General features: G+C 70.6%; 16 protein-coding genes and 1 pseudogene. 8 read left to right on the forward strand and 9 right to left on the reverse strand.

The features are described from left to right. The first annotated feature begins 53 nt into the window (after positions 1 to 53). Complete coding sequence (locus ACTWQE_RS14595) at positions 54 to 200, forward strand: hypothetical protein (RefSeq protein ID WP_443329348.1); 147 nt, start codon at positions 54 to 56, stop codon at positions 198 to 200. A 45-nt stretch (positions 201 to 245) separates the two neighbouring features. On the opposite strand, the gene ACTWQE_RS14600 is transcribed toward ACTWQE_RS14595, so the two are convergent. After that, entirely contained in the window at positions 246 to 749 is a 504-nt protein-coding gene (locus ACTWQE_RS14600) for a hypothetical protein (protein ID WP_443329349.1), read from the reverse strand. A gap of 914 nt (positions 750 to 1,663) precedes the next feature. On the opposite strand from ACTWQE_RS14600, the gene ACTWQE_RS14605 reads away from it, so the two are divergent. After that, entirely contained in the window at positions 1,664 to 2,776 is a 1,113-nt protein-coding gene (locus ACTWQE_RS14605) for a hypothetical protein (RefSeq protein WP_443329350.1), read from the forward strand. A 236-nt stretch (positions 2,777 to 3,012) separates the two neighbouring features. Here the strand turns inward: ACTWQE_RS14605 and ACTWQE_RS14610 are convergent, their stop codons facing one another. Then, positions 3,013 to 3,339, reverse strand: a complete 327-nt coding sequence (locus tag ACTWQE_RS14610) for an antibiotic biosynthesis monooxygenase family protein (protein ID WP_443329351.1) — start codon at positions 3,337 to 3,339, stop codon at positions 3,013 to 3,015. 522 nt (positions 3,340 to 3,861) lie between these two features. Here ACTWQE_RS14610 and ACTWQE_RS14615 point away from each other — a divergent pair. Next, a complete protein-coding gene (locus ACTWQE_RS14615) occupies positions 3,862 to 5,889 on the forward strand; it encodes a bifunctional glycosyltransferase 87/phosphatase PAP2 family protein (protein ID WP_443329352.1) in 2,028 nt (675 codons plus the stop codon). A 344-nt stretch (positions 5,890 to 6,233) separates the two neighbouring features. On the opposite strand, the gene ACTWQE_RS14620 is transcribed toward ACTWQE_RS14615, so the two are convergent. Next, positions 6,234 to 6,659, reverse strand: a complete 426-nt coding sequence (locus tag ACTWQE_RS14620) for an ATP-binding protein (RefSeq protein WP_443329353.1) — start codon at positions 6,657 to 6,659, stop codon at positions 6,234 to 6,236. An 86-nt stretch (positions 6,660 to 6,745) separates the two neighbouring features. Between ACTWQE_RS14620 and ACTWQE_RS14625 the strand changes: the two genes are divergently transcribed. The 5 genes from ACTWQE_RS14625 (at position 6,746) to ACTWQE_RS14645 (ending at position 11,610) form a co-directional block, all read left to right on the forward strand. Next, positions 6,746 to 7,573: a helix-turn-helix domain-containing protein gene (locus tag ACTWQE_RS14625; RefSeq protein WP_443329354.1), complete on the forward strand. Its 828-nt coding sequence runs from the start codon at positions 6,746 to 6,748 to the stop codon at positions 7,571 to 7,573. After that, positions 7,554 to 7,916, forward strand: a complete 363-nt coding sequence (locus ACTWQE_RS14630) for a DUF397 domain-containing protein (RefSeq protein WP_443329355.1) — start codon at positions 7,554 to 7,556, stop codon at positions 7,914 to 7,916. The genes ACTWQE_RS14625 and ACTWQE_RS14630 overlap by 20 nt, the downstream gene beginning before the upstream one ends. Positions 7,917 to 7,922: 6 nt before the next feature. After that, entirely contained in the window at positions 7,923 to 9,221 is a 1,299-nt protein-coding gene (locus tag ACTWQE_RS14635) for an MFS transporter (RefSeq protein ID WP_443329356.1), read from the forward strand. A gap of 403 nt (positions 9,222 to 9,624) precedes the next feature. Then, positions 9,625 to 10,794 carry a steroid 3-ketoacyl-CoA thiolase gene (locus ACTWQE_RS14640; RefSeq protein ID WP_443329357.1) on the forward strand — a complete coding sequence of 390 codons (1,170 nt, stop codon included), beginning with the start codon at positions 9,625 to 9,627 and terminating at the stop codon, positions 10,792 to 10,794. A gap of 387 nt (positions 10,795 to 11,181) precedes the next feature. Beyond that, on the forward strand, positions 11,182 to 11,610 hold the full coding sequence (locus tag ACTWQE_RS14645; RefSeq protein ID WP_443329358.1) for a VOC family protein: 429 nt from the start codon (positions 11,182 to 11,184) through the stop codon (positions 11,608 to 11,610). 299 nt (positions 11,611 to 11,909) lie between these two features. Here ACTWQE_RS14645 and ACTWQE_RS14650 read toward each other — a convergent pair whose 3' ends face one another. The 6 genes and pseudogenes from ACTWQE_RS14650 to ACTWQE_RS14675 all read right to left on the reverse strand — a co-directional run bounded on the left by ACTWQE_RS14650 (position 11,910) and on the right by ACTWQE_RS14675 (position 19,319). Then, on the reverse strand, positions 11,910 to 12,866 hold the full coding sequence (locus tag ACTWQE_RS14650; protein ID WP_443329359.1) for an ECF transporter S component: 957 nt from the start codon (positions 12,864 to 12,866) through the stop codon (positions 11,910 to 11,912). 401 nt (positions 12,867 to 13,267) lie between these two features. Beyond that, positions 13,268 to 14,869 (reverse strand): annotated as a pseudogene (locus ACTWQE_RS14655) (ABC transporter ATP-binding protein); the annotation flags it as partial. Next, positions 14,866 to 16,128, reverse strand: coding sequence for a CbiQ family ECF transporter T component (locus ACTWQE_RS14660; RefSeq protein ID WP_443329360.1), 1,263 nt, complete (start codon positions 16,126 to 16,128; stop codon positions 14,866 to 14,868). The gene ACTWQE_RS14660 and the pseudogene ACTWQE_RS14655, both read right to left, overlap by 4 nt. Continuing rightward, on the reverse strand, positions 16,101 to 16,844 hold the full coding sequence (locus ACTWQE_RS14665) for an SCO2322 family protein (protein ID WP_443329361.1): 744 nt from the start codon (positions 16,842 to 16,844) through the stop codon (positions 16,101 to 16,103). Before ACTWQE_RS14665 ends, ACTWQE_RS14660 begins: the two co-directional genes overlap by 28 nt. Beyond that, positions 16,841 to 18,256: a prenyltransferase/squalene oxidase repeat-containing protein gene (locus ACTWQE_RS14670; protein ID WP_443329362.1), complete on the reverse strand. Its 1,416-nt coding sequence runs from the start codon at positions 18,254 to 18,256 to the stop codon at positions 16,841 to 16,843. The genes ACTWQE_RS14665 and ACTWQE_RS14670 overlap by 4 nt, the downstream gene beginning before the upstream one ends. Before the next feature lie 505 nt (positions 18,257 to 18,761). Beyond that, complete coding sequence (locus ACTWQE_RS14675; protein WP_443329363.1) at positions 18,762 to 19,319, reverse strand: GNAT family N-acetyltransferase; 558 nt, start codon at positions 19,317 to 19,319, stop codon at positions 18,762 to 18,764. Between the last annotated feature and the right edge of the window lie 393 nt (positions 19,320 to 19,712).

The following is a 19,712-nucleotide window of genomic DNA, read 5'->3' on the forward strand; positions in this document are numbered from 1 at the left end:
AGAGAGACTGCTGGATGGGGTCGTGGGCTGTCTGTCGCGGCCACCGGTAAGGGATGGGTCGGGCTCGAAGCCTCAACACCGCACGCCGCCCGGTCCGTTACACGGTCGGCTGGAAGATCGGCGAGGCGGACGAGCAGGCGATCGCCAAGCTGCCGGAAACAGCGTGGGAGACCTCCCTGCATCGCCTCGTGCAACAGTGATCACCCCTGATGAATCGAGGTTGGGTGAAGGACTGTCCGAGGGCGTCACTGCGGGATCTGGCCATCAAAGCTGGGGCCCGCTGCTTCCAGCTTGTCAATGACGCGGACTGTGACTACCGCATAGAGAACATGCGGGACGATGTCTGATACCCAGTCCGAGGTTGCCCAGGTCCGTGGATCCGTGATTCCCAAAAGAATAATCGGCGCATTGGTGATAGTGAGGGCAAAGAGAGACGCAACGACATAGCGGGAAGCCTTCGTCGGAGGCCAACCAGCAGCCTGTGCCAATGACAGCGCCGCCCCTATGCCCAGCCCCACGGCGTATCCGGTCAAGGAGCCGAGGCCGGCGATCCGGTTCTCCAGGATCTGATCGTCCCCGGGGATTCGAATACGGAGCTTCGCAGCAAGGCTACGCACGGTGATCTCAGGTGTATCGCTGATGGGCCGGCCTCGAAGCGCGATGTCGGCATAACCTGCGATATTGAGCGCGGTCGTACCGGCGAGTCCCGCAACAGCGCCGTGAAGAAGCGGCCGCATAACTCTGATCATGGGCGGTCCTCCTGCTGGGCAATCAATCTCGAGTCGGTGACCCGTTCCCCGAGGCTGAGCTTCGAGAGTCCCATTTCCGTGGACGCTCCGCATCACGGGACGTGTGAGTGGACGACGGCGGGACCAGCGGTGGGAGTGTCCGCAGAGCCCCCGGTTCGGGGTGAACAACCGTCCCGGCCCGTCCTGATCGGCTGACATGACGGGCGAACTGCCGAACAGGCCGGCGACCGAATCCCGCTGACGAATCGAGGCTGACAAGCACTACAGAAACCCCGCAGCAGCATGCGGCCCCCAAGGAACGGCATCAGTTCCTTCGGGGCCACATGCTGCGCGGGAATGCGTGGACGGTCGCGTGGTTCGGAAAGACACCGGAACAGCGCCATGGGCGGCGTGGCGGGCCAGAAAGCGACACCATGGCCTCTGTATTTCCCATTGCCCGGATCGACTCTCCGGTGCATCCGGGGGGACGGTGGTGGTGACTCCACCGATTCGGGGCGAGGACCGTGCGACCGGGCAGAGTTGCGACCGGTAGCGTGGCGAACGCCCCGCATTGTGGACGGCGCGGTTGCGAACGCCCCTGAGTTGCGGACCGCCCAGTGGTGAAGGCCCCGGATTGTGGGCGGCTTGCGTTGCGGACGGCTTGAGTTGCGCGCCGCGGTCGCCCAGCGTCCACTTGTCCTATGAGGCTTCGAAAGACGGGAGGCGGTTCCGCCGCGTCCGTCGACCCAAAGCCCGAGCCTGCCGCGCCCGTACGCCCGGCAGGCGAAGATCGTGACGTGGCGGCGGGTGGCAGAACGGGCTCCTGGCGGCAGCGGACATCGGCACATATCGCAGAGCTCCAGGCACAGCTCGACAGGGTCGAGGCCAGGGGGATACCGGAACACGACAAGCATTTGGCGGCCAAAGCCCACCGAATGCTGGACGCCGCACGCAATGCGGTGGAGTACAAGAAAATCTGGCCCTGGCGGCCCGGGAGCACCTTCTTGCACTGGTGGGCCGGGGGCTCCGTGGACCGCGCGCAGGCCAACGTCCACGAAGCCGAACTCCTCCTCCTCCAACTGGTCCCGGCCGAGGAACTGGCCTGGCGGGGGCCCGTGATCCTCGCCCGTGGTATCCAGCATCTGGGCGGCAAGGACCCGCGGCTGCGGATTCTCGAGGCACATCTGCGCCAGAACAACAACGTCCTTGCCCCGAATTTCAAGGACCTGGCCCTCAGCGTTCTCCATGCCGCGAACCATGTCGAGGAATCCGAGATAGCCAGAGTCCGCAGTTTCCGTAACGTACTCCTGGCCACGTTTGTCGCCACCAGTGTCATTACGGTGCTCTTCATTCTCTCGGGATATCATGACCCCGACGCGTTGGCGGACAAACTCTGTTTCGACCCGCCTTCCCCCACGGAGGCCGATCCTCAACACCGCGAACATGTCTGTCCGGTGGGAATGCCCCGAAACGGCGATGACGAGGCGCAGGGTGCGGATGTTCTTCTCGTGGCGTCACTCGGTATGACGGCTGCCACTCTGACGGGCGCCGCATCGGTGAGGAAGATCCAGGGAACGGCCACCCCCTATATGGTGCCCGTGGGGTTGCTCCTTCTGCGGCTTCCCATCGGTGCCCTGTCCGCACTGCTGGGACTGATCCTCATCCATGGAGAGTTCGTACCGGGACTGTCCGCCCTGGACTCCAGCGCCCAAATCGTCGCCTGGGCCGTCGCGTTCGGGATCGGCCAGGAAGGCCTGACGCGGCTGATCGACAAACAGGGCGACAAGGTTCTGGAGAACGTGCGGGGGCCATCGCGTGGTTTCGACGAACCACCCGCCAAGCCCGAGCCGCTGAGGTCCACCATTCCCAAACCCGGTGGCCCGGGAGGGCCCGGGCCTCCCGCCGGGCCGCAGCCGCCGTCCGCCGGGCCCGAGCCGACATCCGGAGAGCCGCAGCCGCCGTCCACCGAGCCGCAGCCGCCGTCCGATGGCCGAACGCGCCGGTCACGACGTCGGTCGATGCGCCTGTCCAAGCGTGCCCGGCGCTGACGGCTCATGGGCGCGCACCACCGTGGAGAAATACCGGAGCGGCCCCTGCTCCGGGGCGGCGCTGTACGCGGGCCCGACGCCGCCACCCGTCCTCTCCCCGGCCTGGCCGGTCTCCCGGCCCCGCCGGCAGGCCACGGCTCCGTACTCCTCCGCGGCCCGGCGGCGGCCGGGGTGGCGTCCGGAGGGGCGTACGACGTCGTGCCGCGCCGCCCCGGCCGTCGCCCCTTCCGCCGGCGTCAGTCGTGCTTCGGCGCGGCCTGCTGTACGACCTCGAACGACCACACCGCGGCACTGGACGACACGGGCTTCTGCTGCGCGGCGCCCTCGCCGCCACCCTGGTGGGCAGGCTTCTTCGGACCCTCCATCCACGCCTCGAACGCGGCTTCGTCACGCCACCGCGTGTACACCAGATACGTGTCGGTGCCCTCCACCGGGCGCAGCAGTTCGAACCACTCGAAGCCGTCGGCGCTCTCCACCGCCCCGGCCCGCGCGCCGAAGCGCTTCTCCAGCACCTCGCGCTGCTCCTCGGGCACGGTCAGGACATTGATCTTCACGATGCTCATGTGCCCATCCTGCCGCAGCGCCCCCACGGAGGAGCGACCGACGGCGAAAGCGGAAGCCGAGCCGCCGGCGAGCGCGAAGGCGGGGGCGGGGACGCGACCGAGCGCGGAGGCCGGGGCGGGGACGCGACCGAGCGCGGAGGCCGGGGCAGGGACGCGACCGAGCGCGGAGGCGGAGGCGGGGAACGCGACCGAGTGCGGAGGCCGGGGCAGGGACGCGACCGGGTGCGGCGTCGGGCCCGAGCGCCGAGGCGGGAGCGCGGCCGAGAGCGGAAGGGCGGCCTGCCGCTCGCGCCGCCCCCCGGCTCCACGACTCCGCGAGCCGTCCCCCGGGGTCCAGGTTGCGTAAAATCATTCCGATATGCCGTAAAGGTGCGATTCTTTGCGACTCACGTCTAATGTTCGAGCCAATACAGAGTGGCTGTCAGCTGACGAAGGAGTGTCCTGCATCTGTAGCGGGGATCTTTCGCGATCCGGCCGGCCCGTGTCGGGCCGTCGGTTGAGGAGGAGGGGGACCGGCGAGGCGTGGCGAATGTACAGAGACGCGAACTGGCGGCGCCTCAGCTGCCGCCGAGGTCGCGCGGTGTCCTGACCCTGTGTGCCCTGTGGCTCCTCACCGGCCTGCTCGCCGCGCGCCAGGCGGCCGCCGTACTCCGCCTGCCACCGGGCCAACGCCTCACCGAACTGGAGACCTGGATAGGTCCCCACGGCGTCCTGCGGGTGCCCGGCGGCTCCCTGTACGAGAAGGGCGCGTTCGCCGGGACGCCGTTCTCCGGGATCATCCTCAAGCCGCTCACCCGGGCGGCCGAACAGGGCCTCGGCGTCTTCTGGACCTTCGGCACGCTGCTGCTCGTCGTGAGTCTCGGACTCCTCGCCGCCCGTGGTCTGCCGCGCCCGGTCTCCCGGCGCACCGCGCTGTTCGCCGCGCCCGTCGCGATCAGTCTGCTCGTGCTCTCACTGCCGGTCCGGAACACCTTCACCCTCGGCCAGACCAGCATCCTGCCGGTCCTGCTCGTGATGCTCGGCTTCCTGCCGCGCGTCTCCGCACGCCGGTCGGGCGTGCTCGTCGGGGTGGCCGCCGCGCTCCAGCCGACCGTACTGTTGTTCGCCCCACTGCTCTGGCTGACGGGACGGCGGAGGGCCGCTGCGACGGCGGCCGGTACCTTCGCCGGGTGTTCGGCCTTCGCCTGGGCCGTACTGCCGCACGACTCCACCACGTACTGGGTGCACCACATCGCGGGTGCGGGGCTCGGTGAGCCCGCCGACAGCCTCCACAACCAGTCGTTGCACGGCCTGCTGCTGCGGCTCGGCCTCCACGGCGCCCCCGAGGTGGCGCTCTACGGCGTCCTCGCGGCAGTCGTCGCCGTCCTCGGGCTGCGCCGTGCCGCCCGCTACGCGAAGGACGGCCAGCTGCTGCTCGCCGTCGCGATGACCGGCTGCGTCACCGTGGCCATCGCGCCCAACGCCTGGCTCCACCAGCAGGTGTGGATCCTGCTGGCCGTCGTCGGACGGGTGGGCCGCCGCCAGGCCGACCGGATGGTGTGGCCGGTCCTCGTCGTGATGGTGACGACGCTCAGCAGCGCCGCCGTCGTGCCCACCACCAAGGGCATTCATCTCATCGGCCAGAACGCTCCGCTGCTGGTCGCCCTGGCGGCCGCCTGCGCCGTACCGTTCCTGTCCCGCAGCTCGCCTCAGTGGCGCCGCCCGGTCCCGACGGAGTACGCCGAACCCGAGCCCGGCCCCCACCGCTGGATCCCCCTGCTGGCCTTTCTGCGCCGACCGCTCAGCCGTCCGAATCTGCTGCTCGAACTCCTGCTGATCCGGGCCGGCTACTTCTGCTACTCCTACATCCGCGGCTCCGCACCCGATACGCGCAGCGTCGCGGAGGAGCACGGCCACCAGATCCTCGGCCTCGAGACCGCCCTCCACATGGACCTCGAGCGCTGGTTCAACCACCTCGTCGCGGACTCGTGGATCGAGGGCGGCATGAACTACTACTACACGACCTTCCACTTCCTGGTGCCGCTCTCGCTGCTGGGCTGGATGTACGTACGACGGCCCGTCGCCTACCGCTGGGCGCGGACCGCCCTGGCCATCACCACTCTCCTCGCCCTCGTCGGCTTCTGGCTCTACCCGCTGGCTCCGCCCCGCCTGATGCCGCACCTCGGCTACATCGACACCGCCAACGGCCCGCAAAATCTCGCCAAGCCCGAGTTCGGCCCGCTCACCGAGCTGTCGAACCAGTACGCCGCCATGCCCTCCCTGCACATCGGCTGGTCCCTCTGGTGCGGCCTGATCATGCTGCTGCTGGCGCCGCGCCTGTGGCTGAAGCTGCTGGGCCTGCTCTATCCGGTCCTGACGACCGCCGTGATCGTGGGTACCGCCAACCACTACCTGCTCGACGCCGTCGGCGGAGCCGTGGTGCTCGCCTGCGGATTCGGCCTTCAGTACGTGCTGATGGGCCGAACGAAGGAATCGAAGGAGCGGGAGACGACGGCCGATTCGCCGGAGCCGAGCACCGCACGCGGAACACCACGGGTGCCCACGGGGTGAACCTGCCGCACCGTGCCGTCGCCTCACCGACGGCGGGGGACGGCGCCTGGGAGTGCACGCCGGGGAAAGGCGCGTCAAGGCGTTCCGGCAGTGCGGGGCGGCGGAGATCAGCCGGTGGGGCCGACCTCCGCCGCCCCGCCGGATCGCCGCACTCTTCAGGATCCGGCGAAGCGCGCCCCGCCGCCACTCGAAGGATTCACCGCTGATCCGGACAGGGGGGCAGCCCCGGGTCCTGCCCCGGGTCCAACGGCAAGATCGCGAAGTCGGACAGGACCTACTTGGGCGCCACGAGCGGAACCGAGGCCGCATCCTGCCGCGATCAGCCATCCCACCGGATCATGGGGTCATGACGGTGCGGCAGCGCACTCGAACCAGACCGTTTTGCCGCCCTCCGGCAGCGCCACGACGCCCCAGGCGTCCACGACGGCGGCCAGCAGCGCGAGTCCGCGCCCGGCCTCGTCGAGCGGGTCGGCGGAACGGACGCCCGGCATGCCGGGCGCGCCGTCCCCGACCTCCACCCGCAGCCCCTCGGGCGTACGGAGGACGAGCACGGAGCAGCGACGGTCGGGCACATGCCGTACGACGTTGGCGAGCAGTTCGGTGACGGCCAGCTCGGCGGCGTCGGCCAGCCCGGTCATCTCCCACAGCCGGAGATACATCCGGACGATGCGGCGTACGTGGCGCGCTGAGTGCTCACCGACCGTGAAGTTCATCCGGTACTGACGAGCTGGACGAACGAGCGGTGGCACGAGGTCAATTGGGGAATTCACGCCATCATCGTCAGTGCCAGTGGCTACGCTCGGCTACGGAACGAACACAACACGCCACGATGGCGGGTTGAGCAAGGGGGTACCCCATGGCGAACATCCGTGACCTGGACCCGAGCGCGTCCCCACTCGACTATTACGGCGCCGAGTTGCGCCGCTTCCGGGAGGCCGCGGGCCTCAACCAGCAGCAGCTCGGCGAGATCATCTACTGCACGGGCTCCCTGATTGGCCAGATCGAGACCGCCCGCAAGCTGCCGACCCGCGAGTTCACCCAGCGCGTGGACGCGGCGCTGGGCACGGAGGGCGCGCTGCTGCGGCTGCTGAAACTGGTCCTGCGCAGCCAACTGCCCTCGTGGTTCCAGCCATACGCGGAGATGGAGGCGCGGGCGACCCACATCTACACCTTCCAGGCGCAGCTGGTTCACGGTCTGCTGCAGACCACGGAGTACGCGCGTGCGGTGCTGGGTGCGATGCACGAGGACCGGCTGGACGAGCGGGTGGCGGCTCGTATCGAACGACAGCGCATTCTGGAGAGGGAAAACCCGCCACTGGTGTGGGTGGTGCTGAGCGAGGCGGTGTTGTGCCAGGGCATCGGTGGTCGGAAGGTGATGCGGAATCAACTGGCCCACTTGTTGGACTCACGGGAGCGGGAGTGGGTGCGGATCCAGGTGTTGCCCTTCGAGGCCGGGGCCCACGCCGGACTGCTGGGCTCATTCAACATTCTCCGCTTCGATGACGACCCCGACATCGTCTACACAGAGGACTACGGGACAGGCCAGATGACGGCCAATCCAGTAGAGGCCAAGGCTCGTTCGCTCCGTTACGATCACTTGCAGGCCGCCGCACTGTCCGTGGAGGCATCGGCGGGGTTGATCGCCCGGGTGATGGAGGAACGCTATGGGGAAGAACGCCCCTGAACTGACCGGCGCGCAGTGGCGTAAGTCCAGCTACAGCGGCGACACCGGAGGCGACTGCGTGGAGTGCGCTCCGCTCGGCGGTGCGCAGTGGCGTAAGTCGAGTTACAGCGGCGATGACGGCGGGCAGTGCGTCGAGTGCGCTCCGCTCGGTGGTGCGCAGTGGTACAAGTCCAGCCACAGCAGCGACACCGGCGGCGAGTGCGTCGAGGTCGCCGCCGTACCCTGCACCGTCGCCATCCGCGACTCCAAGGACCCGTCCGGTCCCGCCCTCACCTTCACCCGCGATGCGTTCACCGCTTTCGTGTCCGCCGCGGCGAATGGCGAGTTCCCCGTAGCGGAGTAGGTGCATTTGCCCAGGAGAGCCGACTCGCTCCGGTCCGACCGGAACTTCTCCATCTTCTGGGCTGTTCAGACCTTCTCGGAGCTCGGCAACGCGTTCTCTCTCGTGGCCGTGCCGCTGCTCGTGCTGCACGCCACCGGCTCCGCCGCACAGATGGGGCTGCTCACCGCGATTGCCGGTGCGGGCTCGATTCTGACGGGGCTGGTGGGCGGGGCATTGGTCGACCGGTTCGACCGGCGGCGCATGCTGATGCTGTGCGACGCGGCCCGCCTCGTCCTGTACGGCGCCATCCCGGTCGTCTGGGCCGTCAGCCCGCAGATCTGGCTGCTGTATGTGGTGATGGGGCTGGCCTCGATCTTCGAGATGCTCTTCAAGATCAGCTATGTCACGGCGGTGGCCAACCTCGTCGACAAGAGCAAGATCGTGGAGGCCAACGGCCGGTTGGAGGCAACGGCCGCCGTCGCGAACATCGCCGGTCCCGCGCTGGCCGGAGTCGTGGCGGGCCTGCTAGGACCGACGGCCGCCATTGCCATCAACGCGGGCAGCTTCGGCGTATCGCTGGTGGGCCTGGCCCTGATCCGGCTCCGGCCCGCCGAACCCCCCGCCGTCCGGGTTCGGGCCACGGGATGGCACGACGTACGGACCGGATTCCGTACCGGTTCGGCGTTCCTCTGGCGTACGCCGGTGCTGCGGGCGCTGACCATCCTGCTGACGGTCACCACGTTCCTCGCCCTCGGGATGACCGACGTCTTCATCTACCACCTGCGCCACGGCCTGGGGCAGGACGACCGTACGGTCGGATACGTCATGGCCCTGGCCGGACTCGGGATTTTTCTGGCCGCGGCGGCGATGTCCTTTCTCCGTCGCTCCTTCGGGTTCGGCGCCTGCTGGCTGGGCGGGTTCACCGTGGCTGCCGGGGCGGTACTGACGCTGGGGCTCTCGGACAGCCTGGCAGTGGCCGCCGCCATGATCTTTCTCTACTCCGCCGGACTGGCGCTGGCAGGCGTATCCTCCATGTCTCTGCGGCAGCAGGTGACGCCCGACCATCTCCTGGGCCGCGTGACCTCCGCGTTCTGGACCATCCACGGCAGCATTGCGCCCCTCGGGGCCGCGCTGCTCACGGCGCTGGTGGGCCGGATGGGCGCGCGGGGACCCCTGATCGGGGTGGCGCTGACGTTCCTGACCGTCGTCACCATCGCGCTGTTCACCCCCATCGCCCGCCGCCATCCGGAACGCACGCCCACCCGGCCCGCCCGGGCGTCGACGTGCGATGACGCAGTGGAAGGCGCGGATCCGCAGGTCCTGTAGGCGGGCGCGGCTCCCGGTCAGGCGTAGGTGACGCGGAGTTCCTTCACGCCGTTGATCCAGGCCGAGCGCAGCCGCCGCGGGCCTCCCACGAGCGCGATGCCGGGGACGGTGTCGGCGGATCGCGTAAAAGATCAGGCGGGCAGCGCTGGCAGGACGCGGGCGACTCCGGACTGACGACCCATCAGGACTGGTTTGCGCAAGGTGATAACGGGTCGTACAAGTGGCAAGACCCGACGCGCTGTCCGTTGTGGATGACGGCCTTGCACGACCCTTGCGTACCGGGGGTAATAGTCAGGAGACTTCTGGAAGAACTAGAACGCGTACTAGTTCTGCCGTTACGGCTGCCGCGCGACCGGCCACTCGAGGCGCCGGGACGCCTACGGACGCCAGGAGAGGACGAGCCATGGCCGCGGAACCCGTCATCGTCGAAGCCGTACGCACTCCCATCGGCAAGCGCGGAGGAGCGCTCGCCAATCTCCATCCCGCGTACCTGCTGGGGGAGACGTACCGCGAACTCCTCGCCCGCACCGGTATCCAGCCGGACTGTGTGGAGCAGATCGTCGGCGGCACGGTCACCCGCGTCGGCGAGCAGTCCATGAATCCGGCGCGCAACGCCTGGCTCGCCTGCGGACTGCCGTACGAGACCGCGGCGACCACGGTCGACTGCCAGTGCGGCTCCTCGCAACAGGCCAACCACATGGTGGCCAACATGATCGCGGCCGGTGTCATCGACATCGGCATCGGCTGTGGCGTGGAGGCGATGTCCAGGGTGCCGCTGGGCAGCGGTTCCAAGCACGGGCCGGGCAAGCCCTTCCCCGATGAGTGGAACGTGGATCTGCCCAATCAGTTCGAGGCGGCGGAGCGGATCGCACGCCACCGCGGTCTGACGCGCGAGCGTGTTGACTCGCTCGGGCTGCTGTCCCAGGAACGGGCGGCGCAGTCGTGGGCCGAAGAGCGCTTCAAACGTGAGACCTACGCCGTGCAGGTCCCGACGACGGAGGAGGAGCAGGCGGGTGGTGAGGGCATGTGGCGGCTCGTCGACCGCGACGAGGGGCTGCGCGACACCAGCATGGAGGCCCTGGGCGGGCTGAAGCCCATCATGCCGACGGCGGTCCACACGGCGGGCAACTCCTCGCAGATATCGGACGGTGCGTGCGCCGTGATGTGGGCGTCGAAGCGTATGGCGCGGGCGCTGAAGCTGAAGGCACGGGCCCGGATCGTCGCCCAGGCGCTGGTCGGCTGCGACCCGCACTTCCACCTCGACGGGCCGATCGACGCCACTCGTGCAGTTCTCGGCAAGGCGGGGATGTCGCTCCGGGACATCGACCTGGTGGAGATCAACGAGGCTTTCGCATCCGTGGTGCTGTCCTGGGCGCAGGTCTTCGAACAGGACCTGGAGAAGGTCAATGTGAACGGGGGCGCCATCGCGCTCGGGCATCCTGTCGGGGCGACGGGCGCCCGGCTGATCACCACGGCCTTGCATGAACTGGAGCGGCGGGACGGCGAGTTCGCCCTGGTCACGATGTGCGCGGGCGGGGCGCTGGCGACGGCGACCATCCTGCAGCGGCTCTGAGCTGGAGCGGGCCATCGGAAGGATGAAACAGTTCAGAGCCGCGGTAACCCGCTATGACACGTTCGGGTACGTCCACCTCGGCACCGTAACCGCCGCCGCCCTCCTCATCCGGCTCCGCTCGTGACCGGGAAGCGGTGGATTCCAACGGCGGCTCAACCTGCGGCCGGAGCACAGCCGAGGAACGGCGTTGGCCCAGCCCGTGATGGTTCACTAAAGTCGGTCGGGTGACTGCCGGGTCGGCCATGGGCCATGCACGAGTGAGGTTCCCGGCCTCGGCGTGAGCGCGAGGCGGGCAAGAGGCCCGCCCCCTTCTCCGTGTCTTTGCTCCCGGCGCCCGCATGCGGCGCCCCATCCCAGCGGATCCCAAGACCCGGAGACACACCACTGATGCCCTATGACCAGCAGTACTCGCACGAAACCGAGCTGCCGGCGGCCGCCGTCCAGCTGAACCACACCGCCATCTACGCCCGGGACCGGCACCTGTCTGCCGAATTCATCGCCGCGATCCTGGGGCTGAAGGTCGGGGCTCCGTTCGGGCCGTTCCTGCCCGTCGACCTCGGCAACGGCGTGACGCTCGACTACTACGAGAAGAGCGACGAGCCGATCCAGTCGCAGCACTACGCGTTCCTCGTGCCCGATGCGCAGTTCGACGCCATGATCGCCCGTCTGGAGGCTGTCGGGGTCACCTACTACGCCGACCCCAGCCACACCGAACCCCGCCAGATCAACCGTCTTTTCGGCGGTCGCGGCGCGTACTTCGACGACCCGGACGGCCACAACATGGAGATCATGACTCGGCCCTACGTCCGCCCCTAGCAGGCCGCCTTGCAGCGGTCCGTCGGGCCCCGCCAAGCGGGGCTCGAAGGGCACGGCTTGTTGCCTACGGTACGGCGAGCGACGACGAGCAGTCCGCCGAACAAGAACACCCGGACCCGCCCGAGGGCGTGTTTCAAAAGTAGCGCCGTCCGCCCGAAGGGCGGGGTCCGCGGCTCCCCCAGCTACCGCTGGGTGGGGGGCCCCGGCCGAAGGCTGGGGGAGTGCCCCCAGGTGCGTGCGATCGCGAGGCGGTGGGGTACCCCCGGCCGGAGGCTGGGGGAGGGACTTTTCAGAACGCCCTAGCCGCCCCCAGGAGACCTGGCGAACCGCACCGGAATCTCGAATGCCGCCCTGCGGGTTGCCCGGCGCAGCGCTTTGAGGACCGTGCCGCCAATGGTGAGGATCAGAACGACCGTCAGCACGGCGCGGGGCAGGTCCCAACCGAGCGATGTCGCCAGACAGTAGGCGAGAAAGCGGACGAGGTTGTCGTGCACCGGGGCGCCGGGGTCGAAGGAGACCCCGGTGGCCAGGCCGCCGATGTAGGGCCAGCCCTGGAGGTTCATGACGGTTCCGTACAGCACGGATGCGACCGCGCCGTACGCGGCGAGGACTACCAGCTCAGCGCGGCCCCGGAGCCGTTCCGGCCCGGGGAGCAACCCCGCCCCCATCGCCACCCAGCCCATCGCCAGCATCTGGAACGGCATCCACGGGCCCACGCCACCGGTCAGCAGCGCCGACGCGAACATCGTCACCGCGCCGAGCACGAACCCGAAGCCCGGTACGAGCACCCGACCGGACAGCACCATCAGAAAGAACATCGGCTCCAGGCCCGCCGTTCCGGCGCCGAGGGGCCGGAGCGCCGCCCCCGCGGCGGAGAGTACGCCGAGCATGGCCACGGCCTTGGGCCCCAGACCGGTGTCGGCGATCGTCGCCACGACGACGGCCACGAGGAGGGGCAGCAGTCCGGCGAACAGCCAGGGGGCGTCCCTGGAGTGAGCGAGGCCCGAGTGGGGATCGGCGAGGAGGGGCCAGCCGAAGGCGGCGACTCCGATCGCGGAGACGAGCACGAGCGCGGCCACCGAGCGCGCTCCGAGCCGAATGGCCCGCGCCCTCGGGCGCCCGGGGCCCGGCGTCCCGGGGCTCGGTGTCCCGGGGCTCGGTGACCTGCGGCTCGGCGTCCCGGGGCCTGGACGTCCGGGATCCGGTGGCCCAGGGCGCAGCGTCGGCTCGCCTCGGGGCTTGCGGGGTCGGTTCATCGGGCGCCTCCCGGCCGGTCGGCGGCGCTCGGCCGGTCCGTGCGTTCCGGCCGGTCGGCGGGGCCCGGCCGGTCCGCGCCCGGCCCGTCGACGACGGCGCCTGGCTCGCCTGCAGGACTCGGCGCTTCCGCACCCGGCGCGTATGCGGGACTCGGCTCGTCCGTGGGACTTGGCGCGACCGTTCCCGGCGCTGCCGCGAGCCCCGGCCCGTCTGTTCCCGGTGTGCCCGCGGGACCCGGTGCTTCCGCACCCGGCGCGTATGCGGGACCCGGCTCGTCCGTGGGACTCGGCGCGTCCGTTCCCATCGCGTCCGCGGGACGCGGCCCGTCCGGACCCGGCTCGTCCGCGGGTCCCGGCCGACTGGAGGGGCCCGGTCCGTCCGGGGTGCCCGGGAGCTCCGCAGCCAGAGCGGAGCGGACCTGAGACACCGTCAACCAGCGTTGGGGCGTGAGGATCTTCGACAACTGGGGGGCGAAGGCAGGGGAGGAGACCACCACATCCGCCGTCGGGCCGTCCGCGACCAGCTCGCCGTCGGCCAGGATCACCACCCGGTGGGCGAGTTCGGCCGCCAGTTCCACATCGTGCGTCGCCAGAACGACCGCATGGCCGTCGGACGCAAGGTCACGCAGAATCTCCACCAGCCGCTGCTTCGCGGCGTAGTCGAGACCGCGGGTCGGCTCGTCCAGCAGGACCAGCTGCGGCCGTGCCGCCAGGACGACCGCCAGCGCGAGCGCCAGCCGCTGGCCCTCCGACAGATCGCGCGGGTGGGTGGCCTCCGGTACGTCGGGCAGCAGTCGGGCGACCAGTGCGCGGCAGGTGCCCGGCGCGGCCTTGGCGTCCCCGTCGGCTGCCGTGCACTCCGCCGTGACCGTGTCCGCGTAGAGCAGATCGCGCGGATCCTGTGGTACGAGCCCGACCTTGCGGATCAGCTCACGCGGGCTCGTACGGTGCGGGACCGCGCCGCCCACCCGCGCGGAACCGTTCTCCGGCTCGTGCATCCCGATGAGTGTGCGCAGCAGTGTCGACTTGCCCGCGCCATTGCGGCCCATCAACGCCACGGTCTCGCCCGGTCGTACGGACAGCGGAACCCGGCGCAGCGCCTCGGTCCGACCGCGCCGGACCGACAGCCCCACTGTCTCGGCGACGGGCTCGGCACGGGCAGGTTCGGGGAGGGTGTACGGGGTGAGCGGGGCCAGCCGCTCCCGCAGCGGGGCCGCCTTCCGCCGGGCGTCCCGTACGGACAGCGGGAGCGGGGACCAGCCCGCGAGGCGGCCGAGCGAGACGACCGGCGGGTGGACCGGTGACACGGCCATGACCTCGGCCGGATCGCCGGCGACCGCGGGTTCACCAGGGGAAGGGAGGAGGACGACCTGGTCGGCGTACTGGACGACACGCTCGAGCCGGTGTTCGGCCATCAGGACGGTTGTGCCGAGGTCGTGCACCAACCGTTGGAGTACGGCGAGGACTTCCTCGGCCGCGCCGGGGTCCAGGGCGGACGTCGGCTCGTCCAGGACGAGGACTCGCGGATGGGGGGTGAGGACGGAGCCGATGGCGACACGCTGCTGCTGTCCGCCGGACAGGCTCGCGATGGGCCGGTCCCGGAGATCGGCCAGCCCGAGCAGATCGAGGGTCTCCTCGACGCGCCGGCGCATGACGGCCGGGGCGAGGCCGAGGGACTCCATGCCGTAGGCGAGTTCGTCCTCGACCGTGTCGGTGACGAAGTGGGCGAGCGGGTCCTGGCCCACGCTGCCGACGACATCGGCGAGTTCACGCGGCTGGTGGGTACGGGTGTCGCGGCCCGCGACGGTGACCCTGCCCGAGAGCGTGCCTCCTGTGAAGTGCGGTACGAGTCCGTTCACGGCCCCCAGGAGTGTCGACTTGCCGACACCCGAGGGGCCGATGAGAAGGCAGAGTTCGCCCTCGGGGACGGTGAAGTCCACCTGGCGCAGCGCGAAGTCGCGCGCACCGTCGTAGGCGACCGACACCTGCTCGAACCGGATCACGTGTTCTCCTCCGGAGGGGTGGGGCGGGACGCCGCAGGGGCCGGTGCGGCCTGGGTCCCACGGACATGCGAGGGGCCGGGGCGAGGTGGTGCCGGAGCGACGAACGCCGGAAGCAGACCGACCAGAACGGCCGCCGCGGGCGCCGCAGGAAGCACCGGGGCGAGGAGGGGGACGACGGACGGGTTCAGGGCCGCAGGGTCCTGCGAGGCGTACAGGATCACGAGCGTGGCCACCACGACGCCCGAGCCGGACACCAACCAGGCCCGCAGCCCCCATACATCCGGGCGGTAGCGGCTGCGTACGGACCGGCGGCCGCCGAGCCAGAGCCCGGCGAGGGCCGCGACCACACCGGCCAGCAGCACCGGGAGGCCGAAGCCCGCGCCCTGCGCGGCCAGCAGCCCGTAAGTGCCGGTGCAGACGCCGAGCAGACCGCCGAGGGTGAGCGCGGTCGTGGTGTGCCGGACCGGGGCCGGGACCTGGGCCGTACGGCCGTAGCCGCGCGCGTCCATGGTGGCGGCCAGGGCCACGGACCGTTCCAACGCGCCTTCCAGGACCGGCAGCCCGATCTGCAGCAGGGCTTTGACGCCCTTGTCCGGACGGCCGCGCAGCCGCCGGGCGGAACGGAGCCGTACGACGTCCGCGACCAGGTTCGGTGCGAAGGTCATGGCGACGACGACGGCGACGCCGACCTCGTACAGCGCGCCCGGCAGGGACTTGAGCAGCCGGGCGGGGTTGGCGAGGGCGTTCGCCGCCCCGAGGCAGGCCAGCAGGGCGGCGAGCCTCAGCCCGTCGTACAGCGCGAAGACCAGTCCCTCCAGGGTGACCCGGCCGCCGATCCGGACGCCCTGAGCCCAGTGGGGGAGAGGGACTTCAGGGAGGGTGAGGAGGGTGGTGCTGCCCGGTATGGGCGAGCCGAGGAAGACCGAGAAGACCAGCCGGATCGCGATGACGGCGAGACCGAGCATGAGGAAGGCCCGGTAACTGCGGGCCCAGGGCGCGTCGGTGCGGCGTACGGCGACGACATAGCCCGCGACGGCGACCAGCAGCCCGAGCAGCAGCGGATTGGTGGTCCGCGAGGCGGCGGTGGCGAGACCGAGCGCCCACAGCCACCAGGCTCCGGCGTGCAGCGCGTTGCTGCGCCGAGCCTCCGGTACGCGCAGCGCCGCCGCGGGCGGGCGCAGCAACGCACCGCGAAGGCGCCGGCCGGCTGGGGCGCGGTCGTACTCCGTGCTCATCCGCGTCGGCGGCGGGACTGCCATACCGCTGCGGCTCCGAGTGCCAGGACGGCCGCGAGGCCCGCGAACAGGCCTGTCGCCGGGCCGCCGTCGCCGGAGTCCGCCGCACCGGGCCCCGGATTCGGCTGTGCGGACGCCCCGGCCTTCGACGAGGTGCCGCCCTTGGACGAGTCGTTGCCCTCGGACGAGTTGTTGCCCTTCGAGGAGGCGTCGCCGGAGACCTGTTCGCCGCAGCCCGTCTCCGGGTAGCCCGCGATGGCGCACAGCAGCGCGTCGGAGCCATAGCGCAACGGCTTCGCCACCGCCGCCAGCGCCTCCGCCGAGGTCGCGTCCTCGGGGACGCTCACACACTCCGTACGCCGCCCCGGCGGGGTCTCGCCGCTGGGTGCGTCCGCCGGGGTGCCGAAGTCCAGGACGAGTGCGACCCGTTTGGACCCGGGCTCGGCGGCGGGCGTACGCGAGCAGATGGCGTCGAAGCCTGCCGCGCCCCGGGGTTGCGCGGCGTCGGCGGAGTCCTCGCTGATGGCGAAGCGGAAGCCCTGCACAGCGCCGTCCGAGGGCCGCACCATGGCCGGTCCCTGGGTGGAGTAGATCCATCTGCCGCCGTCCCGGTCCCAGAACGACCAGTAGCGGTACCCCTGTCCGTGCGCGGGCCCGGCCCCCAGGGTCACCACCATCGCAGCCGCCCCGGCCGCGACGGCCACGGCCTTCGACGCGGCCCGGGACACGGCACGGCTCATGCCTGCTTCTTGCGGCTGCTCAGCAGAAAGCCGATGCCGATGCCCGCGACCAGAAACACGCCGACCGCCCACCAGACCGTCATACCGCCCCCGGAGGAGTCCTTCTTCTCGGCCGCGGAGGACGGCTTGTGTGTCGCGTGCTCGGCTGCCGGCTTCGGCCCGGTGGCGTTCAGCTGCCGTACCAGGTCTTTGCCTCCGAAGTCGTGCGGGTCGGCGCCCGCCGCGTGTGCGGCGAGGACCAGCGTGCCCAGTCCGGCCGGGTTGTCCCTCGCCCACGCGGCGGAGTTCCGCTCCAGCCACGTCAGCGGTGCCTCGGCCTCGTCCCGGTGCCCGCCCGCCGCCAGCGCTATCACCGCATCAGCCGTGTTGGCGTAGTCCGGCACGGGCTTGTCGGAGCCGGGCGCGAGGGCCGCGAGGTGCTGCCCGTCCTTCTTCAGGAGGCGGGAGAGGTGCGCGGCCGCGCCACCCGCGGCCTCGTCCGGCTCGCGCGCGTCCTTGGAGTCCGCGGATCCGCACTCCAGCGGTTCGACGTCCGTGGAGTCGTCCCCTCCCGGCGGATCGACGACCAGGCCCTTGCCGAGTCCGGCGAGCGCACCGGCGGCGGTCGCGTCGGCGTTGGGGGCCAGCTTGCCCTTCTTGTCCGGCTTGTAGGCGAACGCGCCGCGCTCGCCGTCCTTCTCGTCGCAGCCCAACTGGAAGGTGAGCAGCGCGTCGTACGCCGAGGGGCCCTTGCCGGGCTTGACCTCCTCCGGCTTCCCGCCCGCTGCGGTGAGCGCGCCGATCACCACCGAGGTGGAGTTGGCGTCGCTCGGGCCGCCGGGGTTGTAGCTCCAGCCGCCGTCCCGGTTCTGTACGGACCGCAGCCAGTCCACGGCCTCGGTCACGTCCTTGTCGTGCCCGCCGAGGGCAGCCAGCGCCTGCACCGCGGCCGCGGTGGCGTTGCTGTCCAACGGGGTCTTCGCGTCGCACTTCCCGGCGGTGTCCGCACGGTACGCCGTGAAGCCGCCCGAGGCGCACTGCTGTCCGGCCAGCCAGTCCACGGCCTTCTTCGCCGGGGTCACCCCGGCCGTGTCCTGCGCGAGCAGGGCGACGGACTGCCGCCACACACCGTCGTACGTCGGGTCCTTGGTGCCGTACAGCCCGTCCGGGAGCTCCGGTGCGGGCGGGGCCTTGGGCGATGGTGAACCGGCGGCCGGGACCCCGTACGCGACGGCGGTCGCGGCGGAGGAGCCGGATAAGCCGGAGAAGGGGGCGGCGCCGGACGGGGCGGACGCGGCGGACGCTGCCGGGGCGGCGGTCACGCAGAGCACGGCGGACGCGCCGAGCGCGGCGGCGCCGCGGCGCAGTCTCCCCGGCCGGGACAGTCTCCCCGGCCGGGAGCGCGGGGAGAACTCCCCGGGATGATGCAACATCGGGCGGGTGCCTTTCGGTAGCGGATGCAGCCGGATCCGCTGCGCACCGCGCTCGGCCGTGTGCACGGGGACGTACACACACGGGCGGGGGCACCGGGCTCCGGCTCCGTATGCCTCGACGGTGCCGGTCGCCGGGCGTGGCCGTGGGATGGCCCGTCCGGAGACAGGAGCCGGTCACATCCGCCAGGGCGTTCCGGCTCGACGCCCTCCGGCGCCTCACGGTTGCGGGTCAGCGCCGGAATTGCACCGGCTTTCCCCTGTCGGATGTGGTATCGACCTGCATACTCTACCGGCCGACCGCAAGAAGGGGCTCACGGGCGGGCGAAAGGACAGCGGCCCCTCCTCTTCCCGGACTTCGGCGAGTGCCCCCTTTGCCCCCTCTACGGACTCCGAGAGCCTCGTTCCGGAGGCGGGCCGCGGTCTCGTGGCTGCCCATCGCGCGCACCCTGTCACGTACCAACAGTTGCCCTGCCGACAGGCGTTGACACGCGCTCCCGGCAAGGGGTCACGTCCCCGTGGCTGTCGGTTCGCCCGACAATTCCGTGATCCTGGTGTCCAGGAGGATCCAGGTGTCCGGCGGCAACCCGGCAGGTGCGGGCGGAGGTACCGGTCGCTGCTCCTCCACCCAGGCAGTCCCGACAGCGGCGGTGGCGACCTGTCGCCAGAATCGGGCCGCGCCCTTGTTCGCTTCCTGGAAGGCGATGCCCCACGGCCCGGGCTGCGAGCGCAGCAACGCGAGGGCTGCCCGTCGGCCGACGTCCTGCCTCCGGAGGGCGCGCACAATGAAGAAGGCCGCGATGGAGTGGGCTCCGCCGGGGAGTTCACGGATCAGTGAGAATCCGGCGAGCGTCGCACCGTGATGAAGGAGATACGCGCGACGACCTGGCTCGCCGAAGAACAGCGGGAGTGTCCGATACGTGAACGACCCGTCGTCACCCGGCAGGAAACCGAGAAACTCCGACATGTCATGCCGATACAACTGAGCCAATCGCTCGACGGCGGGTCGCAGCTCGTCGGTAGCGGCACGCAGGGTGACCGCGGCCTGGTCCGTTGCTGAGTCCATCGAGAGATCATCGCAACTGGGCCCGTCTCGGGCAGGCGAACCCGCGTTGCCGCAGGGAAGGTTCAACAATCCAACAAGTCAATGGTCCAACGGCCGCTGTGCGATGCGCGTGACCGCGCCGGGCGGCGAGCGACGTCGGTCCGGCACTGGATATGCCGCCCCGTCAGCCGAGGCGGCCGACGTGGATCACCATGATCGTGACCGTGTCCTCGGTGGACCGAGGATCGACCGCCCCGCCACCTGGGTCCCGAGCCACTCCCGCCCCCGGGTCCGGCGACTCGGCCCCCTCGCCCCTCCCCGTGCCCCGTCGCAAGGCGGGCGGCGGCAGGAGCGACCCACGCGTTCGGGGACGCGGCGCACAGAGCTACCGCTCGGTAACTGAGCGTGTATTTC

It is taken from the genome of Streptomyces sp. 8N706 (assembly GCF_052245415.1).
Taxonomy (GTDB): domain Bacteria; phylum Actinomycetota; class Actinomycetes; order Streptomycetales; family Streptomycetaceae; genus Streptomyces.